We start from the raw sequence: 23,631 nt of genomic DNA on the forward strand, positions 1-23,631 counted from the left end.
TAATATCCTTATTTTTGTCAATTATAATTGTCATTACGACTATAATAATTGACAAGATACTTATTTCTTATCCTGTATCAAATTCCTATAAAGAATGTAAAATGTGCATTAAACATAGTCTTAACAATAAAATAAAAAAGGCAGTGCTTTTGCACTGCCTTCCTAAATTCTGACATAGAATGGATTTCATATTAGCTTGCGTTTTGTAGTAATACTCGTTTTAACTGTTTGCGGAAACGAACACCTAACGTAATTGCTACGATAACGATAACTCCAACAATGATTTTACCGATATGATCTTCTAGCACTCCAAAGATGTCATGTAAGTTTCCACCTAACCAGTAACCACCGATTAAGAAGAATGATACCCAAAATAGAGCGCCTGAATAAATTGTAATGGCAAAACGACGGAATGGTAAATTAATAATTCCTGCAAAGTATCCTGTGAAATGACGTACACCAGGAATAAAGAAACCAATAAAAATCAGGAAGTACCCATACTTATCAAACCACATTCTCGTTAAATCAATTTTTCTTTGTGTTAAAAATACGTATTTTCCATACTTTTGAATGAAAGGCATACCTAATTTATTTCCTAAAAAGTATTGAATCGTCATTCCTACACTTGTCCCAATAAAGGATAGAATGATTAAAATCGGTAAACTTAAATCACCCTTCTGCGCTAAAAATCCCGCATATGCTAATGTGGGCTCTCCCGGAAACGGAAGTGCAATATATTCTAACAGCAAGCCGACAAGTACAACATAGTACCCGTATTGCTGAAATAATTCATGAATCCATTCCATGTCATCTCTCCTTTCAATCACGTACAACTTCTTACTATTATTGTATAAAAAAATTGTCGAAATAACTATCACAATAGCTTACATTTTTATTACATTTTTGTAAGGGTCACACTAATGATTTCCGTTCTTTATTAATTAGTAAAAATCATTTTTTAATTCGAAATAACAAAAAGACGCATTAATATCATGCAAGTTTTATCCATTTTTTAACACTTAAAAACCCCTCTAATTTTGTTCTCAATAAAAAACCACCACAAACTCATCCTAACTTCATATTAGCTTCATATACGTATTGTAAGATTATATCGGAATTTGTTGAAAAATTTAACCAATATATGACTAAGCATTAATTTGAATAAATATAAGTCGTTTTCGAAATTGAAAAAAGGGTGAATACGAAATGGAAGCATATAAAATGCACGATTTTATTAATACAAATGTTGAATCTCATCAAAATGAAACCGTTTTTAATTTACACATGTGTGAAACAAGTGAATTTGACGTAAGTTTAACAAAATCTACAACACTATCTTTTATCGTTTCAAAAAAGAATATTAAAATTGTCACGAAAAAATGGATTAATTCAAATCAAGAAAGCATGATTGGCAAAAGCTACATCATTCCAACAAAAGCTTTTCATTATTTCTTACCAATCATTTCTGAAAATGAAGATGAGCTAAATATTCAAGTTCAAAGTTTTGGACTACGTGGTGAGCTTTTATTAAATGAAAGATTACTTATTGATAAAAACAACAAACACAACAGCAAAATCACTGCATTCTTTGAAACATTAGATGAAAATGTAAATAAAGCTTTACGAGGATTACAACTTCATTGTATGTAAGACTATTACGATAGTAAAAGGAGAATAACAATGAAAAAATTATTATTAAGCGCACTATTATCATTAGGATTTTTAACTCTTCCATTCGCTAGCGCAGAGGCCGCTACAACGAAAGATCAATTAATCGTAAACACTCAGTTAAATAAAATGGATTATTATCAGGATGGAAAATTTATAAAAAGTTTTACTGTCGCTACTGGAAAAGCAGCAACACCTACACCTAAAGGAACTTTTCAAATCGTAAATAAAATTAAAAACCGCCCTTATTATACAGGCAAAATTAAAGGCGGCGATCCACGTAATCCACTTGGTGACCGTTGGCTCGGATTAAATATGGCAGGAACTTACGGAACAACTTATGCAATTCACGGAACTAACAATAATCAAGCAATCGGCAAAGCAACAACACTTGGTTGTATTCGTATGTATAACAATGATATACACTGGTTATTTGAGCGCGTTCAGCAGCAAGCTACTGTCACTGTAAAATAGCCTAAAAACAAGATTTATGTGTAGCCAAGAATTTTATGTCTTGGCTTATTTTATTTATTCATTTACAGTAGCAAAACAACTGTATTTACATATATAATAGGAATAGATTTGATTAGCTGATATTTAAACATTGATAAACGTAGATATTAAAATTATACAGTTATAATGTTTTATAAATTTTATAATACATACTATAATAGAACTACTGTAATTCTGAACTATTCAGTAACACTAAACTATTCCCCTTGCTACCTTCATGATTATTTTATAGCGGGGGCTTATTATATGTATAAACAATCTGAGTCACTCGAAAAATGATGAATTCGAATATTGCAGTAAAAAGCGTTATTTAGGAGGTGTTACTATGACGCATATACTGGTGATTGAAGACAACCCAGATATACAAGAACTAATTCGTGAATTTCTAATGGCACAAAACTTTACTGTTGATGTAGTTGGTGCTGGAACAGAAGGTATTCTTCTTTTCCAAAAAAATTCATACGATCTTGTCCTCCTCGATGTAATGTTACCAGATATAGATGGCTATAGTATTTGTAAAATTATGCGAGGACAATCTGATGTACCAATCATTATGTTAACAGGCTTACATAATGAAGAAAGTGAAATTAAAGGATTTGAGTTAGGTATTGATGACTATATTACGAAACCGTTCCATTACACTGTATTTATTAAGCGTGTAGAGGCTGTATTAAGAAGGGCAGCAACGAAGGAAGCAGAAGCTGCAACTATACTACAATTCCATGAATTGATGTTAAACTCTACAGCATATGCAGCTTATGTTCATGGTAATCAAATTGAATTGACAACAAAAGAATTTGAAATTATTTATACTTTACTGCAAAATCGAGGAAAAGTATTATCAAGAAGTGATTTGTTGAATAAGGTATGGGGCTATGAACATTATGGTGATGTAAGAGTTATAGATACACATATTAAAAACTTAAGAAAAAAATTAGGAATTACTTATATTAAAACGGTGAAAGGCATTGGCTACAAAATCGAATCGTAGCAAAGACAACATCACCAAAAATATTTTCATCAAAACCTTATTATTTTGTATTCTTTTATCACTTTGTCTTTATCAAATTATTTACTTTCTAGCTTCAAACTACGATAAAGAACATTTTGCGAAAGAAAATGGAACGCCGACTACAGAACAGGCGGATTTAGATAAGCAAAACAATCAAAGTAAAACGAATCAAAATAAAGCTGTGTCAGAGGGAAGTATTTCCAATTTCCAATCTTCTATTATAGATTATAAATCTCTTTCTACAGCTATCAATCACCTTTTGCAGCCTAGCCAAACTGCAAAAGCAAAAGAACATACACAAAACCTTTCGGGGAAAAATAGCACTTCTAATCCGCTTACAGAAGCAGAAAAGAAAGCCGCTAATAATGATGCCTTACATACACAAAATGCAGCAAGTAAAATAAATGATATAAATGATAATCCAAAGTTAGCAGATGCGTTGCAGCAATTAGCTCCACATATTGGCGCGACAATGCTTGCATTATCACTACTCGGATCTTTAATTTATACAAAACTAATTGCCAAACCTTTTCAATATATGAGCGATGCTTTAAAAGATATTATGAATCTTGATTTCTCAGATAAAAAACTACTTAACAAAAATACAGATCAAACAGATTTTAATTTGCAAGTAGCCGCTTCACAAGTACCAAATATTGTGAAGAATTTACATGCAAGCAATCAAGATTTAAGAAATGAGCTCAAAAAGGAACAACAATTAGAGCAATCTCGTAAAGAATTTATGTCTATGGTATCCCATGAATTAAAAACACCAATCGCAGCCGTTATGGGACAACTAGATGGCATGATTCACGGAATTGGAGCTTATAAAGATAGAGATAAATATTTAAAACGTTCCTATGAAATGATGCAAGATATTAACATATTAACGGAAAAAATGTCGGAATTATCCAAAATACAAAACCCTCAATTTAAACCGAATTTAGAAGTCATTTCTTTATCTAATATTATTGAGGATGTTATGAAGAAAGTAGATTACTTTGTATCTGTAAAACAATTAAATGTACAATCTAATATTAAACACGACGTACAAATTTTAGCTGATCCTAAATTTATTCAAACTGCTATTTTTAACATTATTTCAAATGCAATTCATTATACAATTGACCACCAGCACGTATATATAAAGCTTTATGAAAAAACAAACGGTTACGCATTAGAAGTATTAAATACAGGTTCACAAATTGATGAAGATAAACTTGCTCATTTATTTGAGCCTTTCTATCGTGCAAACCCTGATAAACACGGTTTAGTACAAGGTAGCGGTCTTGGATTATATATCGTGAAACAAATATTAGATAAACATCAATTTCCTTACGGAATACAAAACACAGCTCAAGGTGTAAAATGCTCCATTGTATTCCCAAAAGCAATGTAGCATTCACTATAATTACATACCCCAAACTCATACTTTATGTGTGAGTGGCGGAATTTTGTAGAGTGTCTTACTCTGTTTCGTTCGCCCGTTATCCTTATTTGGATAGCGGGCGTTTTTTATTACTTAAAAGGAGGATTTTTTATGGATAAGTTTAAATATTCATTGCTCGTTTTATTCGGTGCTTGCAGCTACGGCATACTTTCAACTATTTTCAAACTCGGATTCCTAAGTGGATTTTCAGCACATCAACTATTAGGGGGACAATATGTCTTCGGATGGATTGGACTATTTCTACTCGTTCTTTTCTTTTCACGTCATAAAGTAACAAAAAAACAATTCTTTTCATTACTAACCGTCGGAACAACAATGAGTATGACTGGAATTTTCTACGCTATTTCTGTAGAAGAGCTACCCGCATCTATCGCTGTCGTCCTACTCTTTCAGTTCACTTGGATTGGTGTCATTATCGAAGCAATTGCAAATCGAACATTTCCAAGCCGCGATAAGATCATATCTATCCTTATTTTATTTGCTGGTACATTGTTTGCAGGTGGTATATTTGAAGGCCTCGGACAAAGTTTTTCTACGAAAGGGATTATCTTTGGACTATTAGCTGCTGTCTCTTTTTCATTCTATGTTTTTGCAAGCGGACGCGTTGCTACAGATGTTCCCCCTTATACGAAAAGCTTTCTTATGACAACAAGTGCAACTCTTATCGTATGCCTATTCTTCCCGCCGACCTTTTTAACAGATGGTGCCCTGCAAGCTGGTCTATGGAAATATGCTTTCTTCCTCGGATTATTCGGCGTTGTTGTACCTGTCATTTGTTTTTCAATCGGTGTACCAAAAGTTGGAACAGGACTTAGCACGATATTAGGTGCAGCTGAATTACCAACTGCTATTATCGCTTCTATTACACTTGTACATGAAGTCGTAACCTTCATGCAGTGGATTGGAATTATTTTTATATTGCTTGGAATTTTCACTCCCCAGCTGCTTACGGCTAGGAAAGAAAGGAAACATAATCGCGTGCATAGCGCTTGAAAAAAATACAGAATTTATATAAAGTAAAACTTTAATTAGTGGGGGTTTTGTTCATCCCCCACTGATTATCAGCCCTCACCAATCGGGCTTTTACGGGCAGTTGATCCCCACCTAACTTCTTCGCTTTCGCTGAATTTTGAGGTGGAGTCTTACTGCCCGTTAATGCGGGATAAAAATATAACTACAATTAAAATAAGTAAATTTATCGGGAGGTATAAATGACTATTTTAAGCATCGTATTTTTTGCTATTATGTGTATCTTCTTCCTAATAAGATATATGAAAGAAAAGAAATTTTACGATTTACTTCTCATTCCCGTTTGTATATATGCAGGAGCAGTGAAAACTCCTTTCGTAGAGTACTTAAACTTTAATACTACATTTAAAATAACGTATGATATTGCAGCTATTATTCTTGTAATCCTTGCTGTACTTTTCTTTTTGAAAGATAAGAAAGAGAATCATACTGCATAACAAAAGACCTTTCATTTACTTGAAAGGTCTTTTTCTCTATCTCATTTTGCCGCTACATACAGCTTCTCTATCTCATGCTCAATTTGTTTTACATCGATTCGCTCAAATAATGGCTGCACGCTATCAATTCTATTCGGCAACGTATTTTGCGGTTCCCAATTTCGGTTCACAATCGACAATGTGCTTCGAACTCTTTCACTTGAAAATGGTAAAAATGGTTCAAGGAGATTTGCAAAATTAGCAATAAGATAAATACAATTATAAATCGTTTCTTCACATGAAACTGGATTATCTTCTCTTTCTTTCCAAGGCTGCCTCTCATCAAAGTATTTATTTGCAAAACGTACGGCATCGAATATTGTTTCTAGCGCCACCTTAAATGTAGTTTGCTCAATCGCCTCTCCTACATTTTTATATAATCCTTCTACTTTATCCTTCAGTTCTACATTGATAGTTCCCTGCGGCACAATGCCATCATAATATTTTTCAATAAACTTTAATGTCCGGTTCACGAAGTTCCCGTATGCACCTAACAGTTCACTATTATGACTGTAAATGAATTCACGCCATGAAAAATCAGTATCACGATTTTCTGGTGCATTTACTGTTAAAAAGTAACGAATAGAATCTGGATTGTAACGTTCTAATATGTCAGGCACCCATACTGCCCAGTTTTTACTCGTAGATAACTTTCTTTTTTCAACTGTTAAATACTCATTCGAAACGATATGACGCGGGATTGCTTCCTCTCCTATTCCAAGTAAAACCGCTGGCCAAATGATGGAGTGAAATGGAATATTATCCTTGCCGTGTACATAATATGTTTGCGCATCGCTATTCCAAAACTCATGATCATCTTTTCCTGTTTCTTCAGCCCAATATTTACTCGCTGAATAATATCCTGCCACTGCTTCTATCCATACGTAAATTTTCTTATCTTCATACCCTTTCACTGGAATTGGTACCCCGATTGGTAAATCTCTTGATACAGCCCTATCTTGTAAGCCTTCCTTTACATATCTTTCCGTTAATTGAATTGCATTATCACGCCATGTTCCTTTTTCTTTTGCGATTTCTACAACTTTTTTAATTTGCTGCTGAAATGTATGCAATGCAAAATAAAAATGCTCTGTTTCCTCTACAGATGGTGTACTACCACATAACTTGCATGTCTTTTCTAACAAATCGAGTGGATCTAAAATAGCTGAACACGCATCGCATTGATCGCCTCTTGCTGCTTCATGGCAATGTGGACATATTCCTTCTACATAACGATCTGGTAAAAACTGCGTACACGTTTTACAGTACGCTTGTTCCACTGTTTTTTTATAAATATAGCCTTCTTCCAATAAACGTAAAAAAACTTTTTGAACAGTTTCATGATGATGCTCGCTATCGGTACGTGTATAGCAATCATACGTAAAACCGAGATCACGAAAACATCGCTGGAATTCTTCATGGTACTTATTAGCAATTTCTTTTGCTGTCACACCTTCTTGTTTTGCTCTAATTGCAATCGGTGTTCCATTACAATCACTGCCCGAAACATACAACACATTCTCACCTTTTGCCCGGTAATAACGTGCTAAAATATCTCCAGGTAACAAACTCGCAATATGACCAAGATGTAACGAGCCATTTGCATACGGCCAAGCGCCTCCAATAAAAATACTCATCTTACATTCCTCCTTTTAAATATAAAAAAGCCCCGCCCTTATCTTAAAAAAGATAAGGGCGGGGCTGTATAAACAGTCGCGGTACCACCTTATTTCGCCAATTACTCACATAATTAGCCTTAACAAGTACGGAGCTATATGCTCTTATACTGTGGTTTTGATAACGAGTACCAACTCTCGTCGCCGCCTACTATTATCATTTGATAAGTTCAGGACGAAGCTCAAAGGCCATTGTTCAAATGAATATTCTTGCTTCTTCTCAGCTACCGAAGCTCTCTGGAAAGAATGTGTTCATCCTACTTTTCCTTTTCAACGCTTTTACGTATAAAAAGTATTGTACGACTTAATCACAGAAAAATCAAACTTTTATTCAGAAAGAAAAGGAAATCCCATCCCCCTGCCGAATAACTATACGTTCACAAAAGGAGTGATAACATTGAACCAAAAACAACTAAGCACTATTAATGAAAAAAGCTGGAATACAGCTGCTTATGAAGCTTGGACGAATCGCCATGGGGCACCGGAGGATTATGCGAAAAAAATCATGGAAGACCCTATGCGCGAGGTAGATCACTATTTACCTTACATACAATCTCCGAAAGGAAAACATATTATTAATTTACTAGGATCAAAAGGGAATAAGGCCGTTGCTCTCGCCCTTTTAGGCTCTGACGTAACAGTTGTTGATATTTCAGCAAGTAATGCAAAATATGCAAATGAACTTGCTGCCGCCGCAGACGTCTCTATTCATTACATCGTTTCTGATGTACTAGATGTAAATCTCTCCAAATCATTTGATATCGTATTACTGGAGCTTGGTGTACTTCATTACTTTCTAGATTTAAAACCACTTTTCAAAAAAATTTCTCAACTACTAAAGCCAGGTGGAATACTTATCCTTCGCGATTACCATCCAATATACACAAAGCTATTAGGAGTAGACCACCCATCGTTTCGAGCAAGTGGAAATTATTTCGATGAAGAATTGATTGAAGATGATGTTGCTTATAGCATTCTTCTTACAGAAGCGCAGAAAGAATCGTTACCGAAAACAACCATCCGTCGCTGGACATTAGGAGAAATTATTACAACACTCGCCGAAGAACATTTTAAGATTGAAAAACTAATTGAAGAACAGGGACCTCATCAAAAGTGGGTCTTCCCTTCTACTGCCCCAGAAGGAATTGAAGAACAAATACCCGGTCTATATACAATAATTGCGCGAGCATGCAAAAAAGGATCCCTTCACGGATAGGATCCTTTTTGCATGCTCGCGCATATAAGTTGAGGTTGGAGATTACCATAATTCTGTAGAATAGGACACAAGATATTTCAACATTTCGTCTCTGACTTACGTCGTCAAAAAGGGGTATGACCAACATAACGAAGAGTAATGTTTTAGTTGATACTGATAATCGTTATCAACTAATTAGAAGTATACATGATGTTATTTCAAATTTCAATAGCATTTCTAATATTTATTTATGGATTTTATGATATACAAATGTATACATTTTAAGAACTTTTTCTAATACCAATCTGACTCCTTCCATTATCTGCTATAATTTTCATTGAACAGATTAATAACTTCATAATAATGTTTTTATTAATTCCGCTTCAAATATCTATAAATCATAATAAACAATTTAAATGAGGGTAGGGGTAACGATGAAATATGTTAGTATTCGAAAAAAACTACTGTTCACACTCTTAAGCATTTCTTCTTTATTTAGCATTGCTCTTATTGTTATTCTTTCATTCGCCATGAATCAAGCAAGTGAAATCGAAACGTTAAAAAATGATGTATCGAAAAGAGCGACGATTTTAAAAGAACGTGGCGATTGGTTCCAGGCACAAGTTGCTGGTTTACAAGAATATTTGCTATCACATGATCAAAAAGGATTAGATAAGTTCAACCGAGAAGGGAAAAAATTAGCTGATACTAGAGAGAAAGTAACAAGTGACAAGAAGCTCCCAGAAGGAATGAAAGAAGCCATTTTAATGGGAGGAAAATGGCGTAGCGTCATAGATAATGAGGTACTACCTCTTGCGCATGAAGGAAAATGGGACGAAGCATCTAAAATTGCTTTAGCACAAACAGATTATGTAAATGATCTGTTAGGTCGTTTTAATAAATATACAAATGAAGAGAATGAGAAACGTGACGCATTAATTGCTGACGTCGAGTCTTCTTCATCACTTATTCAATATATTATTTTCTTCTCACTCATTACATGTACATTAACGTCTATTTTATTAGCATGGTGGTTCTCTGGTAAACTCGTTAAACCAATTCGACAAATTGATGAGAAGTTGAAAGAATTAGCTTCTCAAGATGGAGATTTAACGGCTAGATTACACGTAACGAGTAAAGATGAAATTGGTGACATTGCAAATTCCTTTAATCAAATGCTCACTAACTTACAGCATATAATAAAACAAGTTCAACAAACATCAACAAGTGTAAAAGAAGCTTCCGAAAATGTATTTATCGAAACAACCGCTTCTATGGAAAATACCGCAAGGACACAAGAAACTATGAATGCTCTTGAACACAATATTCGTTCACAAGTTTCTAGCATTGAAGAAAGTTCAACCTCAATGGATGACATGGCAACGAGTGTTCAGCGTATTGCTGAGGCCGCCTCTTCTGTTACTAGTTTAGCTGTCACAACCTCAGAAAAAGCAGATGATGGGAATAAAGTCATTGAGAAATCTATTACACAAATGCATACAATTAACGAAGCTGTTAACGCTACATCACAAGTAGTTGAGCGACTCATTACACATACAAATCATATCGATACTGCACTTCAATCTATTTCTAATATCGCCGAGCAAACAAATTTACTCGCTTTAAATGCTTCTATTGAAGCAGCTCGTGCTGGTGAACACGGCAAAGGATTCGCTGTTGTTGCTGATGAAGTTAGAAAACTTGCTGAACAATCTCAACTAGCCGCAACTGACATTAACCATTTACTGCATCAAATTCAAGCCGATACAAAAATAGCAAATGACATGATGACACAAGGTCAAGCAGAGGCTTCTGAAGGAATTACGGTTATTCGTACCGCTGGATCTTCATTCTCAGAAATTGTTAACCACATTAACAAAGTCTCTACGCAAATGCAAGAAATGTCTGCAACTGCTGAAGAGATGGCTGCAAGCTCTGAAGAAATGAACGCAGCTTTAAATAATATCGCTTCTATTTCAAACGAAGTTGCTGCAGAAACATCACAAACAGCACATTCAGCTGGTGATCAAGTAAACAAAATGAGTATCGTGGCTAACAAATCATCTGAAATGAAAACAATCGTACAAGAACTTGAAATTCTCGTTTCTCATTTCAAAACAAACATTTAACACGAAACTTTCATTTATACTTCTATGAGCTTCAAATTGTTAGAAAGAGGCTGTCTCAAAAGGTCACTAAAAACTACCTTTTGTAGACAACCTCTTTGTTTTTCCTTTATATGGGTAAAAAAATACTTTAAGGGAAAGGAACACTGTTGATTCCCTCCTAAAATTTCGAATTTTCTCCTTTTAGTTGAGCCGTTCTTGCCCACTTCCGTAAATTATGAGCAACACAAATAAGACCGCATTTCAATCTATTTTTGGATGGTAAGGTGGTCTACCACCACCTGGATAACGAGATAAGAGGAGAGAGATCCATAGTTTCTACAGCTGCATGAACCACTCGTGAAAGATAATGTTCAGGAATACGAACCTCAACATCCAATGGAAAAGTAGAAATGTATACTTTTCTACTCTTTCTTAGTTTATTCAAAACCCTTTACCAGAGATACCGCCAGCATTCGAGAAAACCACGCTAAGCAAAATATATAATAAGCTGACTATATTGGCAGGTGTAACGATTGTACTAAAAAGATTTTAGACAGGTTCTAAAATAACCATTCACTTTACTACGTAAATATTTAACAATATGTAATTATATTACCTTTAATTACATATTTTAACATAAAAATTCATTAGTAAACAGTCTTTTATTTTCTATTAATAATATTTAAAATTTTCTAAGTAGGGTGATATCAAGATATATAAAAAACACAATAGCGTGGGGGTAAATGAATTTGAAGCTTAAGAAAACAGTATTCGGAATCCTATCTGGTATCTTATTAACGATGACAGTAGGTAATAACGCAGCAGCAGAAACTGCTCCAGTTAATGAACAAGCGTATATGGCTGCTTTTGAACAGTTGGTTGTAGAAATGGAGAACGGTCAGATTCAAAATGAAGACGAAGGTAATGAAAGATTTGATGAGTTAGTAAATGAAAAGGAAAACAATCCTAAAACAAGAGTACAACGTAGTGCTAGCATTGCAAATGCTTTAGGAAAAAGTGAAGAAATGCAAGCGTGTCTGAGGTCAATAGGTGCATATAAATGTGGTCAAGCTAGACTAAATGCTAACGCAGCAATTAATATGGCTACAGCATATTATCCAAAAGCTAGTCTAAATAACGGAAAAGGTGATGCATTTAGACATGGATATTGGAATGCACTTATGTGTAAAAGTATAGGATGTTCGAATGCTAAAATTGTAGCAGATAATCATGAAAGATATAATATGACAGAAAAGAAATTACATGATATGGATTATTATAATAATGAACGAGGCCGAATTATGTATAATTGGCGGGCAGCTAATGGTTACGCTTTAACGCCGCAAGGTTTGGCAGATAATCTTAATCAGGATATAAGAAATGGTTTACTAAAATATATAAGACAACCCGAAGGCTGGTTATTATGGACTAACCAATAAATAACAGATTAGGAATAGGTACATCATGAAAAAAATTAATATTTTAATTTCAATATTAATAATTTTATTTTTATGTTTAGTCGGATTTATATTTTTTAATGATACTACCAAAAATGAAAGATATATTATTTGGGAGAAAAATGTACAAGAAAATAATAGTTTACTAAAAAAGCTACAAAATAATGATATCCCTTACAAAATTGATAAAAAAGGCAATTTAGAAATTCGTGAAAAAGATATTAATAAAGCTACACTTTGTTGCACTTAATCCGTGCTCAACCGTGTAAAAAGACGAGAGAATTCTCGTCTTTTTATGTTGTATAAACATTCCTATCAGGTTTACTTAACGTCTCACTATCGATAGCAATCAAAAAGCGAATCCCAGCTCTCATAAGGAATCCACTCTTTCTTTTTCTACGACGCTATTTTTATATGTTCCTATCACCGGCCAATAGTTCCTCTACTTTCCCTCACCAGAACCTCCACCATCTATTGTGACGAAATGATGCAAGACATGTCCATAAATGTATTGTATATTGAGTCGCGGACTTTTTTTACCTTAAAATATCTCTTTCTATCTCTCATTCCGTCTGCTATAATTCCTAAAGGAAATAAGAAAGCTTTATTCCAACTGGAGTAAAGCTTTCTTTCAATTTTTTACATTTATTAATTCTAATACTAAGATTTCACAAAGGAGGCTTTTTATTATATGAATTTTGTAAGTATCAGAAAAAAACTTATGTTCATGATGGGAACGATTTGCGCTTTATTCGGTATCGCCTTAGCATTTATTTTATTTTTTGCTATTGACCAATCTCGTAAAGCTGAAACATTACAAAAAGAAATTTCTCCACTGGCAACAGAATTAAAAGAACGTGGAGACGCTTATCAAGTACAGCTCTCTGCTTTAAGAGGTTATTTACTACAACATGATCAAGTCGAATTAGACAAGTTTAATGAGATGAGTAAACGTCTTGAGGATTCAAAAGATAAACTTCTTTCTAATCCAAATGCTTCTTCGTCCGTAAAAAGTACAATGGAATTAGGGTCTACTTGGAGAAAGTTCGTTGAAGAAAAAGTATTTACTCTTGCAAAAGAACAAAAATGGGAAGAAGCTTTACAAGTAGCTTCTTCAGAGAACGGAACTGTCTATAAAGTAATTGGTGACTTCACAAATTACAGTAATGAACAAGCTAAATTACGTGAACAATCTATTGAAAAAATTGACCAATCTGCACTCTTAATCGAATATGTTATTTTCTTATCACTTGTTATTTGTATTGTCGCTGCAATTATTCTTGCATGGTGGTTCTCTGGTAAACTTGTGAAACCAATTCAACAAATTGACACAAAACTAAAAGAATTAGCCTCTCAAGAAGGTGACTTAACGGCACGTCTACAAGTAAATAGCAACGATGAAATCGGTGCTATCGCAACATCATTTAATAAAATGTTAGAAAACCTACAACATATCATTAATCGTGTTCAAAAAACATCAGTGGAAGTACAAACTGCTTCTGAAAATATGCTAGAAAAAACGAATACATCACGTGAGGCGACAGTAAGAGTCCAAAGCTCGATGTCCAACTTAAATGCAAGTATTCAATCACAAACTTCTAGTATGGAAGAAAGTTCAACTGCAATGGACGATATGGCAGTAAGTGTTCAGCGTATTGCTGAATCTGCTTCATCTGTAGCGGAACTTGCTGTTGCCACATCTGAACATGCTAGCGATGGAAGTACCGTTATCCAAAAATCTGTTTCACAAATGACAACAATACACGAAGCTGTAAATGCTACGTCAGAAGTGGTTGAACGTCTAATCACTCATACGAAATATATCGATACTGCTGTACAATCTATTTCTAATATCGCTGAGCAAACAAACTTACTTGCTTTAAATGCTTCTATTGAGGCAGCTCGTGCTGGCGAGCAAGGAAAAGGATTTGCTGTCGTAGCTGACGAAGTTCGAAAGCTTGCTGAACAATCTAAAACAGCTGCAACAGACATTAATCAATTACTACATCAAATTCAAAATGATACAGAAACTGCTAGCTCTATGATGTCTCAAGGCCGTTTTGAAGCATTTGAAGGCATTCATGTTATTCGTGAAGCTGGTACTTCTTTCACAACAATTGTAGAACAAGTAAATAAAGTATCTACTCAAATGCAAGACATATCAGCAACTGCTGAAGAGATGGCTGCAAGTGCTGAAGAAATGAATGCTTCACTTAATAACATCGCTTCTATCTCGACTGAAGTATCCAGCGAAACCGCCGCAACGGCACAATCTGCTGAACAGAAAGTTATCGTTATGAATGAAATGACAGTAACTGCTGGAAAAATGAAACAAACAGTTGAAGAGTTAGATCAACTCGTATCTCATTTTAAAACAGAATAGATTTTCAAAAAATATCCCTCTTTCAAAGAGGGATATTTTTTTTGAGCTCATTTCCTGCACATTATGCTCATTTCCGTTATAATGAGAATCGATATCATTAAAATATAGGAGGGGCTGCTTATGTCACAAGAAGCATTTGAAAATAAATTATTGGATAATTTAGAAGCTGTTATTGACCCTGAACTAGGTGTTGATATCGTTAATCTTGGATTAGTGTATGATGTTACAGCAGATGAAAATAATAATGCTGTCATTACGATGACTATGACTTCTATCGGTTGTCCAATGGCTGGGCAAATCGTATCAGACGTTAAAAAAGTATTATCAACAAACGTACCTGAAGTTAATGAAATAGAAGTAAATGTCGTTTGGAATCCACCGTGGTCGAAAGAACGTATGTCACGTATGGCGAAAATCGCATTAGGTATTCGCGACTAGCGGAATAAAGTGAAACTTTATTCCGTGGGGGTTTTGTTCATTCCCCACTGATTATCAGCCCTCACCAATCAGGCTTTTACGGGCAGCAGGGCCCCCACCTAACTTCTTTGCTTCCGATGAATTTTGAGGTGGGGGTCTTACTGCCCTGCAAATAGCGGGATAAAGAAAAAAACCTGACATTCTAGTCAGGTTTTTTTCCTATTATTTTACGCCTACTGCATCATAAGCTTTCGTTACAGCTTGTACAGCTTTAGAATCTTTACCGTATAAATCTTCGGCTGATTGAAGAGCAGCTTGACGCATCATTTTGAAGTCAGAGTTTGCAGTTAAATATTTCGTAAGAGCGCGGTAGTAAATTTTTTCTGTCGCTTCACGGCCCACTCCAGCTACTTTCACGTCGTAATGATCTCCGCCTTCAGATACTAAATAAGCAGCTTTATTATTAATACTACTGTTAATATGAACGCCACCATTATCAGCTGTTCCAGTATAACGTTTACTATAGTGATCTGGGTAACCTTCACCTGGTTTTAATGGGTTTGGAATAGACGCTGGATCTTTTAGTGAACGAAGTGCATCGCCTGGTTTACCAGGTGTATAAATGTCAGCACCTAAATCCCAGCTCTTCTTCTCAACCATAACACCCATAATATCGGATAACGATTCATTTAACGCCCCTGACTCATTTTTATAAACAAGGTTTGCTGTATGTTCAGTTACAGCATGCGTTAATTCGTGACCGATAACATCAAGTCCAGCAGATAATGGAATGAATGTTTTTCCATCGCCATCACCATACATCATTTGCACACCGTTCCAAGCTGCGTTATTCCAGCTCTCTCCTACGTGAACAGTTGAAATAAGCTTCGCACCTTTATCATCGAAAGAGTTACGATTAAATGTTTTTTTGTAGTAATCATATACTTTTCCTGCATTTACATGCGCATCAACTGCAGCTTTATCTTCGAAGAACTTAGATTTACTTTCAACTTCTTCGCCTGTATATCCAAGCCATTGTGAGAATAAATTAAACAAGTTTTCATCCATATTTTCTGCATCAAATGTGTGAATACCTTGTCCTCGTTTACCGTCAAATAAGTTGAATACTCCCGTTTTTTCATCTTGGGCAATTTCAAATGATTGTCTAGCACCTAATACTCCGTAGCCAAACCCTGTAACGTGATCTACAGCATTATATTTCTCAATAACATTTCCATTTGTTGCATCAACAAAATAATGCCAATACCCTGGAGCTGGTTTTGAAATCGATGCCTTAACTAAGTATGCAAGGTAGTAATTACCGTCCTTTTCATATACAAATAAATCTTTTTTCACACCATCATAATTCTTTACTTTACCAATTTCTTTCTCAATATCTGCCTTTGCAATTGTTTCTGCTTGTTCCGCACTAATGCTTGCAGATGCAGGGATATTTTTATCATCTAAATTCGGAATAACTTGTCCGAAGAATGCTTTTACATTATTCTCTTTATCAAGTGTAACAGTTTGATCAGAACCGTACACAGGAATGTTATTATGTTTCTCAACTAGCTTCACATGTGTCGTGTCAGATTCAGCGTCTTTTTCTTCTCCAACGATATTAAAATGCTTTTCAATATTTCCTGCTAATTTAAACATATCTTTCTTACTCTCTAAGTATTGAAAGACCGTCTCTTTTTTATCTAGTCCTTCCGGTGCTTTCCATTCTTCACCTATGTATGCAGGTGTTTTAAATTCTTGATGATATTGAATTTTTTGTTCTTCCGCTTTCGTTGTCGTTGCCCCAAACGCTCCAAATCCCCCGGCGATAACAGTTAACGCTAATGCTGATGAAATGACTTGCTTTTTCACTATAACATTCCCCATTCCCATAAAGATTTTTGACACTTTTATAAAATTCTGATTTTTACAGCCGATACCTCTACCGAAAATTTGAGAAACATTTTTCAGATAATTCCAATCAAAAAAGAGGACATCCTATCAGATGTCCTCTTTTCTACAAGCCTTTTATTGTTTTTTCAATTCAATTGCTAAATAGTGTGATTGCTCTTTCGCTTGAATGTGAGTATCTTCTTCTACAGATTCTGCTGCATCACGCATAACAAACGTTTCACCATTTATTACACTGCTTCCTTCAATTTGAACAAGATACAATTGACGGCCTTCTCGCACAGGAAAATGAATTTCTTTTCCGGCATCTAACGATAAAGAATATAAATTTGCATCTTGGTGAATTTGAATTGGTGCCTCTCCTTCTACTGGAGATACCATATGGAACCATTCGTTTTCACGCTCGCTCCAATCAAATTTAAACTCACCATAGTTTGGTTTATGATCCGCACGATCTGGTAAAATCCAAATTTGTAATAAACGTAGTGTTTCATTTCCTAAATTATGCTCGCTATGAAATACACCTGTGCCAGCACTCATATATTGAACATGTCCTCGCTCAATTGTTCCGCGGTTCCCCATGCTATCCTCATGTGTTAAAGCACCATCTACAACGTACGAAATGATTTCCATATCACGATGCGGATGCATATCAAAACCAGTTTGTGCCGCTACTAGATCATCATTAATAACACGTAACGCTCCGAAGTTCATGTTATTTGGATTATAGTAATTGGCAAAAGAAAAATGAAAATGTGTATTTAACCAACCATGATTTGCTCTGCCCATATTTTTATGATCAACTTTTCTAAACATATCCTTCACCTCATACTATATCGAATTCGAGATTTATTTTAAAATTTTTTCTCACTGTAATTTTTTTAGTAATTGTAATAATTGATGTTGTTCTTCTACATTTAATTTTTGAAACTGCTCCGCTTGGAATGTTTCTTGAGGCGGGACGATTTCTTCATATAAAACTTTTCCCTTTTCTGTTAACGAAATATATTTTGTAGTACCTTCTTGTTCACGACGAATCCACTCTAGCTGCTCCATTTTATTTAAAAGCTGCGTGATATTTCCCTTCGTAACAAATAGCTTATTTCCAAGCTCTTGCTGCGTTAGACGATTATGCCCTCCAACTTGAGCTAGTACATCAAACTGAGCGGCAGATACATTCCATTCTTTCAAATGCTGATTCGTCTCACGAATACTCTTATTATAAAAGCGTGATAAACGAAACCATAATAGTAATCCGAGTCTATCTTCTGTTTTCATTTCATCACCTCGCTCGTTTCATATCATTAGTTTAGAACTAAACTTTATAAAAGTCAAATACTTATTTTTAATAAGTATAAAGAAAGCACAGCGCTATTTCTCCACTATGCTTTACATTAACTTTCTATTCTTATATTCATCCAATTTCCTCTCCGCGAACTTCCTCGCATCTTTTTCAATCCATCTATCTTCGTACACTTCACTTCCAACATACAATACTTCTCTCTTATGCTGCATCGCATGACGAAACTCATGCAGTAGTGTTTTGAGCACCTGCTCATACTCTTCCCACATACAAACAAAAATTAATTGTCTTTCTTTATGATAAAAACCACCTACTGGGAATAGGAATTCTTCTTCCTCTTCCCCTAATGATAGAAGCACATCGTTTGCATCACACGTATCACAAAAAATAACGGGCGTTTTACATGCTTCAATAAGAGAGAACAAATCCTCTCTCAGCTTTTTGACATCCCAATGAAGCTCCGAATCCAACACATACCAATTCTCTACCTGTTGATATACATTTTGAAACTGGAGTTCCATTTCTCTTTATTCCCCTTTCCAAGCACCCTTTTTCTATATGTATGCCACAATATGGTAAATATTAAACGTATTCTTTCATCCTTGAAAAAATGCCAATAAAAAAAGAACCTATGTCGACATAGATTCCTTTTCCGTAATCACTTTTTTTTCATCACTTTTTTTAATACAAAATAACCAATTGCACAAACAATAGCAGCAAGTGCAAAGTATTTCACATATGGCCCCGCAACTTTATTAATGCTTTCCCACTCTGTTCCTAATTTAAACCCTAAATATACAAACACAATTGACCACGGAATAACAGCTAATGTAGTTAGCGTAATAAACTTAGCATGTGACATTTTTGCAATACCCGCCGGTATCGAAATAGCATGACGCACAACCGGAATAAAACGTGCGGTAAAGATAACGCCAGTTCCGTAACGATTAAACCAATCTTCAGCATAATCAATATGTTTCTTCTGAATTAAAATATATTTTCCATATCACTCAAGAACAGGTCTTCCTCCGTATCGACCGATCCAATAAATGAATAGTTGTGCAATTACACCACCAATTGTACCAAACGCGACAGCGCCCCAAAATGTAATGCTTCCTGTTGATACTAAATAACCTGCATAAGACAATACGATTTCACTTGGAATAACCTCTAGCATTAATCCAAGCATAATTCCCCAATAACCAAGTCCTTCTAAAAAAACTAAAACCGAATGAATCAACTCTCCTAACATCATTTACCTCTCTTTACTGTTTTCATTACAAAAATAAAAGTACAAGCAGGAAATATCTTGTACTTTATTTTTTAAAATTTAGTTAGTCTTCGTATCCCACTTAAAGATTTTATTTAAGAATTTATATACATTCTTCGACTCCTTTGTCAGAAGTGGGCCTAAAATGGATAGTATAAGCACGTATAGTGCTGAGAAGGGTTTCAGTACTGACATTAAACCACCGGCGATACCGATATTAGCCATAATGATGGAGAACTCTCCTCGTGAAACGATTGTTAATCCGATATTTGTTGATGCTTTATGAGATAACCCTGCTTGTCTTCCTGCAATCATTCCTGCTACAAAGTTGCCGATTATTGTAAGAAGGACAGCACCTAACGTTAACCATATCGCTCCTCCTAATGAGAACGGATCAATACTTAACCCGAAGCTGAAGAAGAAAATAGCTCCGAAAAAGTCTCTAAATGGAACAACAAGATGTTCAATTCGATCACTATGCTCTGTCTCAGAGAAAACTAATCCTAGAAGAAGTGCCCCAATCGCTTCTGCAACGTGAATTGTTTCTGAAAAACCAGCAATGAAGAATAACGAAGCAAATACTACAATAATAAAGATTTCATCTGAGCTAATATTGAGCAATTTATTTAATAACGGCGTAGCCTTTCTAGCTACTATAAAGAATAGAAGCATATATCCTAAAGCAATTCCAATTGAAGTAAGGGCGCCTAAGAAGGAAGCGTGATCTCCTAGTACTAAACCAGAAACAACTGATAAATATACAGCAAGGAATATATCTTCAAACATAATAATTCCTAAAATTAATTCGGTTTCATTATTACCAGTTCTTCTTAAGTCCACTAACACTTTAGCAACGATAGCGCTAGAAGAAATCGTAATAATACCCGCAATAATTAAGATTTCTAGTAATGGGAATCCCATTATAAATCCGTATAACAAACCAAGTGAAAAGTTAATTAAAATATAAATCGTTCCGCCAATCGCAATAGAGCGTCCAGATTTAATTAGTTTTTTCATTGAAAATTCTAATCCTAGATAGAATAGAAGGAATAGAACCCCAATCCGTCCAAGGAAGGAAATTACACTTGCACTTTCAATAAATTTGAGATCGATAACACCTATTGTCGGTGCATGCGGTCCTACTAACATTCCGAGAACAATTAGAAAAGGAATTACTGAGAATTTAAATTTTCCAGCAATTACCGCTGCAATTGCCACTAAAACTAAAGCTGTACCAACTTCAAAAATTAACGTATCCATCTAGTCAGTCCCCCCTATTTGAAAGTAATTCATTAATGATTTTTTTAATTTCTTCTCTCTCACCTGAAACTACAAGCATATCTCCTTCTTCAATTACTGTTTCTGGCCCTGGATTAAATAGCTTCTTCATGTTCTTCTTCATAACTGCGATTATCGTTACGCTATATGTTTTTCTTATTTCAAGATCGCCAATTGTTTTTCCGATTGCTGGAGCTGTATTCTCCACTTTGAACCACTCAATCGCTAAACCTTCAAAAACCATCTCAACATTTTCTAACGCCCTAGGCTTATATACCATTCCACCTAATATTGCTGCGATTTGCCTTGCCTCTGAGTCACGTAGTGAAATACTTGAGATGCTTTCTTCATGGTCTGAATCAAAATGATACATTTCTCTACGCCCATCATCATGAATGACAATTACCATCTTTTCGTTACCTTTCGTAACGATTTGAAACTTATAACCAATACCCGGAAGTTCACTTTCTCTAATATTCATTTTTAGCTCCTCCATAACTTATTTATTTTAATTTTCTGTTTTTCTGTCTTTTATTCATCCAATCAACTTTAGAAATTCTAACCACTCAGGATATTTGTGATTTGGAAATCTTTTATTGTAATAATAAGTTGCCCCTAAAAAGATACTTAAAGATGTAATGATAAAAAATATATTACTTCTCATTTTCAAACTCTCAAGGCTTACTTTCAATAAAGAATCTTCTTTCAAATTATCCCCACTTTCTCGCTTTAAATTTAGTTTTTTAAAATGTAAATAATTCTAAAAATATTACGATGTAACATAATCATAACACAAAATTGATTTAAGTAACATAATTTTTTAGAAAAATTGATTCTCGTATATTTTTTGCATATAATTTTCTTATTACGAAAAAAAGGAAGTGTATTATATGGTTGATATCTTTAGCAGATTCCTTGAGGTAACGAATAATATTTTATGGTCATATATTCTTATTGCAATGCTAATCGGCTTCGGTCTTTACTTCTCTTTTAAATTAAAATTTGTCCAAATTACTCATTTCAGTGAGATGGTCAGCTTAATTAGTAAAGGGTTTAATCGAAAAGAAAAAAAGAAAGATAGCATCTCTCCATTCCAAGCATTTTGCTTAAGTGCAGCAGCACGTATCGGTATCGGGAACTTAGCCGGTGTAGCACTAGCAATTTCAATGGGTGGACCTGGCGCAATATTTTGGATGTGGTTTATCGCAATTATCGGAGCAGCTACTAGTTTCGTAGAATGTACGCTCGCTCAAATTTATAAAGTAAAAGATGGTAGCAGGTTCCGTGGTGGGCCGGCATATTACATGGAAAAAGGATTAAACAAACGCTGGATGGGTGTTTGGTTCTCACTTCTTATTACAGTTGCGTACGGATTAATTTTCAATTCAGTACAAGCGAATACAGTAACAATAGCGTTTGAAAATGCTTTTGGACTAGAGCGAACAATCGTAGGAGCTCTATTAGCCTTATTAGTTGCAGTCATTATTTTTGGTGGTATTAAGAGCATTTCACGTATTACAGAAATGATTGTTCCGCCAATGGCAATCGTTTATATCGGCGTGGCTATTTTTGTCGTTATTAACAACTTCAATATGTTACCAAGCATTTTCATGGAAATCTTTAACGGTGCATTCGGTTTAGACCAAGCCATCGCTGGTGGTATTGGAGCAGCAATCAAGTTCGGAATTCAGCGCGGTTTATTCGCGACAGAAGCAGGTATGGGTAGCTCTCCTAACGCAGCAGCAACATCAGATGTATCTCACCCTGTAAAACAAGGACTTGTTCAAGCATTAGGTGTTTTCGTAGATACATTCTTAGTATGTACATCAACAGCATTTATCGTATTATGTTCTGGACTTTACAAAGGATCAAATTTAGAAGGTATCGAATTAACACAAAACGCTTTAAGTTCACAAATCGGACCGTGGGCAAGCACTTTCTTAGCGATTATTATTTTCCTATTCGCTTTCAGTTCTCTACTAGGAAACTACTATTATGGTGAAACAAATATTGCATTCATTAAAGAAAGCAAAACATGGTTAATGATTTATCGTGTTGCAGTTGTCGGAATGGTATTCTTCGGATCAATCGCTGCTCTTAAAACAGTTTGGAGTTTAGCTGATTTATTCATGGGACTAATGGTATTCACAAACTTAATTGCCATCTCATTCCTTAGCAAATTTGCTTACGCTGCATTAGTAGACTATTTGAAGCAAAAGAAACAAGGAAAAGATCCAGTTTTCGTTGCAAGCTCTATCCCTGGTTTACAGAATACAGAGTGCTGGGATGGACAGGATGTAGAAGAAAAACAGAAGGCTGTGTAATGATTAAAAGCGGATTCGGCTCGTTCAGAATCGCAGGACACTTCAAGCTCTCGACCTTGAAGCGCTTTTTGCTTCGAGCGAGAGAGCGAAATGACCGGAGATTCTAGCCGCTGGAGCTGGATATTAATTAAAAGCGGAGGTGACTTGCTCAGAACAGGAGG

21 protein-coding genes, 1 pseudogene and 1 other annotated feature are annotated in these 23,631 nt (G+C 35.0%); of the genes and pseudogenes, 13 read left to right on the forward strand and 9 right to left on the reverse strand.

What is annotated here, in order from left to right; translation table 11 throughout:
- Positions 1-191: 191 nt before the first annotated feature.
- Positions 192-806, reverse strand: coding sequence for a DedA family protein (locus DOS87_RS27395; protein ID WP_000454764.1), 615 nt, complete (start codon positions 804-806; stop codon positions 192-194).
- Between the two features lie 400 nt (positions 807-1,206).
- On the opposite strand from DOS87_RS27395, the gene DOS87_RS27400 reads away from it, so the two are divergent.
- From DOS87_RS27400 to DOS87_RS27425, 6 genes are all read left to right on the forward strand, one after another.
- On the forward strand, positions 1,207-1,650 hold the full coding sequence (locus DOS87_RS27400) for a DUF3978 domain-containing protein (RefSeq protein WP_000388763.1): 444 nt from the start codon (positions 1,207-1,209) through the stop codon (positions 1,648-1,650).
- Positions 1,651-1,680: 30 nt separating this feature from the next.
- On the forward strand, positions 1,681-2,142 hold the full coding sequence (locus DOS87_RS27405) for a L,D-transpeptidase (protein ID WP_000735061.1): 462 nt from the start codon (positions 1,681-1,683) through the stop codon (positions 2,140-2,142).
- 364 nt (positions 2,143-2,506) lie between these two features.
- Entirely contained in the window at positions 2,507-3,172 is a 666-nt protein-coding gene (locus DOS87_RS27410) for a response regulator transcription factor (RefSeq protein WP_000148834.1), read from the forward strand.
- Positions 3,150-4,592 carry a sensor histidine kinase gene (locus tag DOS87_RS27415; protein WP_208730151.1) on the forward strand — a complete coding sequence of 481 codons (1,443 nt, stop codon included), beginning with the start codon at positions 3,150-3,152 and terminating at the stop codon, positions 4,590-4,592. The genes DOS87_RS27410 and DOS87_RS27415 overlap by 23 nt, the downstream gene beginning before the upstream one ends.
- 141 nt (positions 4,593-4,733) lie before the next feature.
- Complete coding sequence (locus tag DOS87_RS27420) at positions 4,734-5,636, forward strand: EamA family transporter (RefSeq protein ID WP_000357151.1); 903 nt, start codon at positions 4,734-4,736, stop codon at positions 5,634-5,636.
- 218 nt (positions 5,637-5,854) lie between these two features.
- Positions 5,855-6,109, forward strand: a complete 255-nt coding sequence (locus DOS87_RS27425; RefSeq protein WP_000154129.1) for a hypothetical protein — start codon at positions 5,855-5,857, stop codon at positions 6,107-6,109.
- Between the two features lie 41 nt (positions 6,110-6,150).
- Here the strand turns inward: DOS87_RS27425 and metG are convergent, their stop codons facing one another.
- Positions 6,151-7,785, reverse strand: a complete 1,635-nt coding sequence (gene metG, locus DOS87_RS27430) for a methionine--tRNA ligase (RefSeq protein ID WP_000021589.1) — start codon at positions 7,783-7,785, stop codon at positions 6,151-6,153.
- A gap of 51 nt (positions 7,786-7,836) precedes the next feature.
- Positions 7,837-8,107, reverse strand: a binding site (T-box leader).
- 114 nt (positions 8,108-8,221) lie between these two features.
- Between metG and DOS87_RS27435 the strand changes: the two genes are divergently transcribed.
- The 6 genes from DOS87_RS27435 (at position 8,222) to DOS87_RS27460 (ending at position 15,405) form a co-directional block, all read left to right on the forward strand.
- Positions 8,222-9,040, forward strand: coding sequence for a class I SAM-dependent methyltransferase (locus tag DOS87_RS27435; protein WP_001072254.1), 819 nt, complete (start codon positions 8,222-8,224; stop codon positions 9,038-9,040).
- 413 nt (positions 9,041-9,453) lie between these two features.
- Complete coding sequence (locus DOS87_RS27440; RefSeq protein WP_098425135.1) at positions 9,454-11,148, forward strand: methyl-accepting chemotaxis protein; 1,695 nt, start codon at positions 9,454-9,456, stop codon at positions 11,146-11,148.
- 722 nt (positions 11,149-11,870) lie between these two features.
- A complete protein-coding gene (locus DOS87_RS27445) occupies positions 11,871-12,566 on the forward strand; it encodes a DUF6973 domain-containing protein (protein ID WP_261795554.1) in 696 nt (231 codons plus the stop codon).
- 25 nt (positions 12,567-12,591) lie between these two features.
- Positions 12,592-12,834 (forward strand): hypothetical protein, encoded by a 243-nt coding sequence (locus DOS87_RS27450; protein WP_000723536.1) that lies wholly within the window; start codon positions 12,592-12,594, stop codon positions 12,832-12,834.
- A 441-nt stretch (positions 12,835-13,275) separates the two neighbouring features.
- Entirely contained in the window at positions 13,276-14,967 is a 1,692-nt protein-coding gene (locus DOS87_RS27455; RefSeq protein ID WP_208730153.1) for a methyl-accepting chemotaxis protein, read from the forward strand.
- 120 nt (positions 14,968-15,087) lie between these two features.
- Entirely contained in the window at positions 15,088-15,405 is a 318-nt protein-coding gene (locus DOS87_RS27460) for a metal-sulfur cluster assembly factor (RefSeq protein ID WP_000076424.1), read from the forward strand.
- A 201-nt stretch (positions 15,406-15,606) separates the two neighbouring features.
- On the opposite strand, the gene nprB is transcribed toward DOS87_RS27460, so the two are convergent.
- The 7 genes and pseudogenes from nprB to DOS87_RS27495 all read right to left on the reverse strand — a co-directional run bounded on the left by nprB (position 15,607) and on the right by DOS87_RS27495 (position 21,627).
- Complete coding sequence (gene nprB, locus DOS87_RS27465; protein WP_000745125.1) at positions 15,607-17,256, reverse strand: neutral protease NprB; 1,650 nt, start codon at positions 17,254-17,256, stop codon at positions 15,607-15,609.
- 156 nt (positions 17,257-17,412) lie between these two features.
- Positions 17,413-18,111, reverse strand: coding sequence for a pirin family protein (locus DOS87_RS27470; RefSeq protein WP_000488932.1), 699 nt, complete (start codon positions 18,109-18,111; stop codon positions 17,413-17,415).
- A 51-nt stretch (positions 18,112-18,162) separates the two neighbouring features.
- The gene (locus tag DOS87_RS27475; protein ID WP_000845462.1) at positions 18,163-18,573 is read right to left on the reverse strand and encodes a MarR family winged helix-turn-helix transcriptional regulator; all 411 of its coding nucleotides are present in this window, start codon (positions 18,571-18,573) and stop codon (positions 18,163-18,165) included.
- A gap of 111 nt (positions 18,574-18,684) precedes the next feature.
- The gene (locus DOS87_RS27480) at positions 18,685-19,119 is read right to left on the reverse strand and encodes a DUF3920 family protein (protein ID WP_000422792.1); all 435 of its coding nucleotides are present in this window, start codon (positions 19,117-19,119) and stop codon (positions 18,685-18,687) included.
- 137 nt (positions 19,120-19,256) lie between these two features.
- A pseudogene (locus DOS87_RS27485) lies at positions 19,257-19,850 on the reverse strand (DedA family protein).
- Positions 19,851-19,928: 78 nt separating this feature from the next.
- On the reverse strand, positions 19,929-21,128 hold the full coding sequence (locus DOS87_RS27490; RefSeq protein WP_000380223.1) for a cation:proton antiporter: 1,200 nt from the start codon (positions 21,126-21,128) through the stop codon (positions 19,929-19,931).
- A 4-nt stretch (positions 21,129-21,132) separates the two neighbouring features.
- Positions 21,133-21,627, reverse strand: coding sequence for a cation:proton antiporter regulatory subunit (locus DOS87_RS27495; protein WP_001026075.1), 495 nt, complete (start codon positions 21,625-21,627; stop codon positions 21,133-21,135).
- A gap of 409 nt (positions 21,628-22,036) precedes the next feature.
- Between DOS87_RS27495 and DOS87_RS27500 the strand changes: the two genes are divergently transcribed.
- A complete protein-coding gene (locus DOS87_RS27500) occupies positions 22,037-23,470 on the forward strand; it encodes an alanine/glycine:cation symporter family protein (RefSeq protein ID WP_000227587.1) in 1,434 nt (477 codons plus the stop codon).
- Positions 23,471-23,631 lie beyond the last annotated feature (161 nt).

The organism is Bacillus sp. CR71, from assembly GCF_003429245.1.
In the GTDB taxonomy this organism is placed as follows: Bacteria; Bacillota; Bacilli; order Bacillales; family Bacillaceae_G; genus Bacillus_A; species Bacillus_A thuringiensis_S.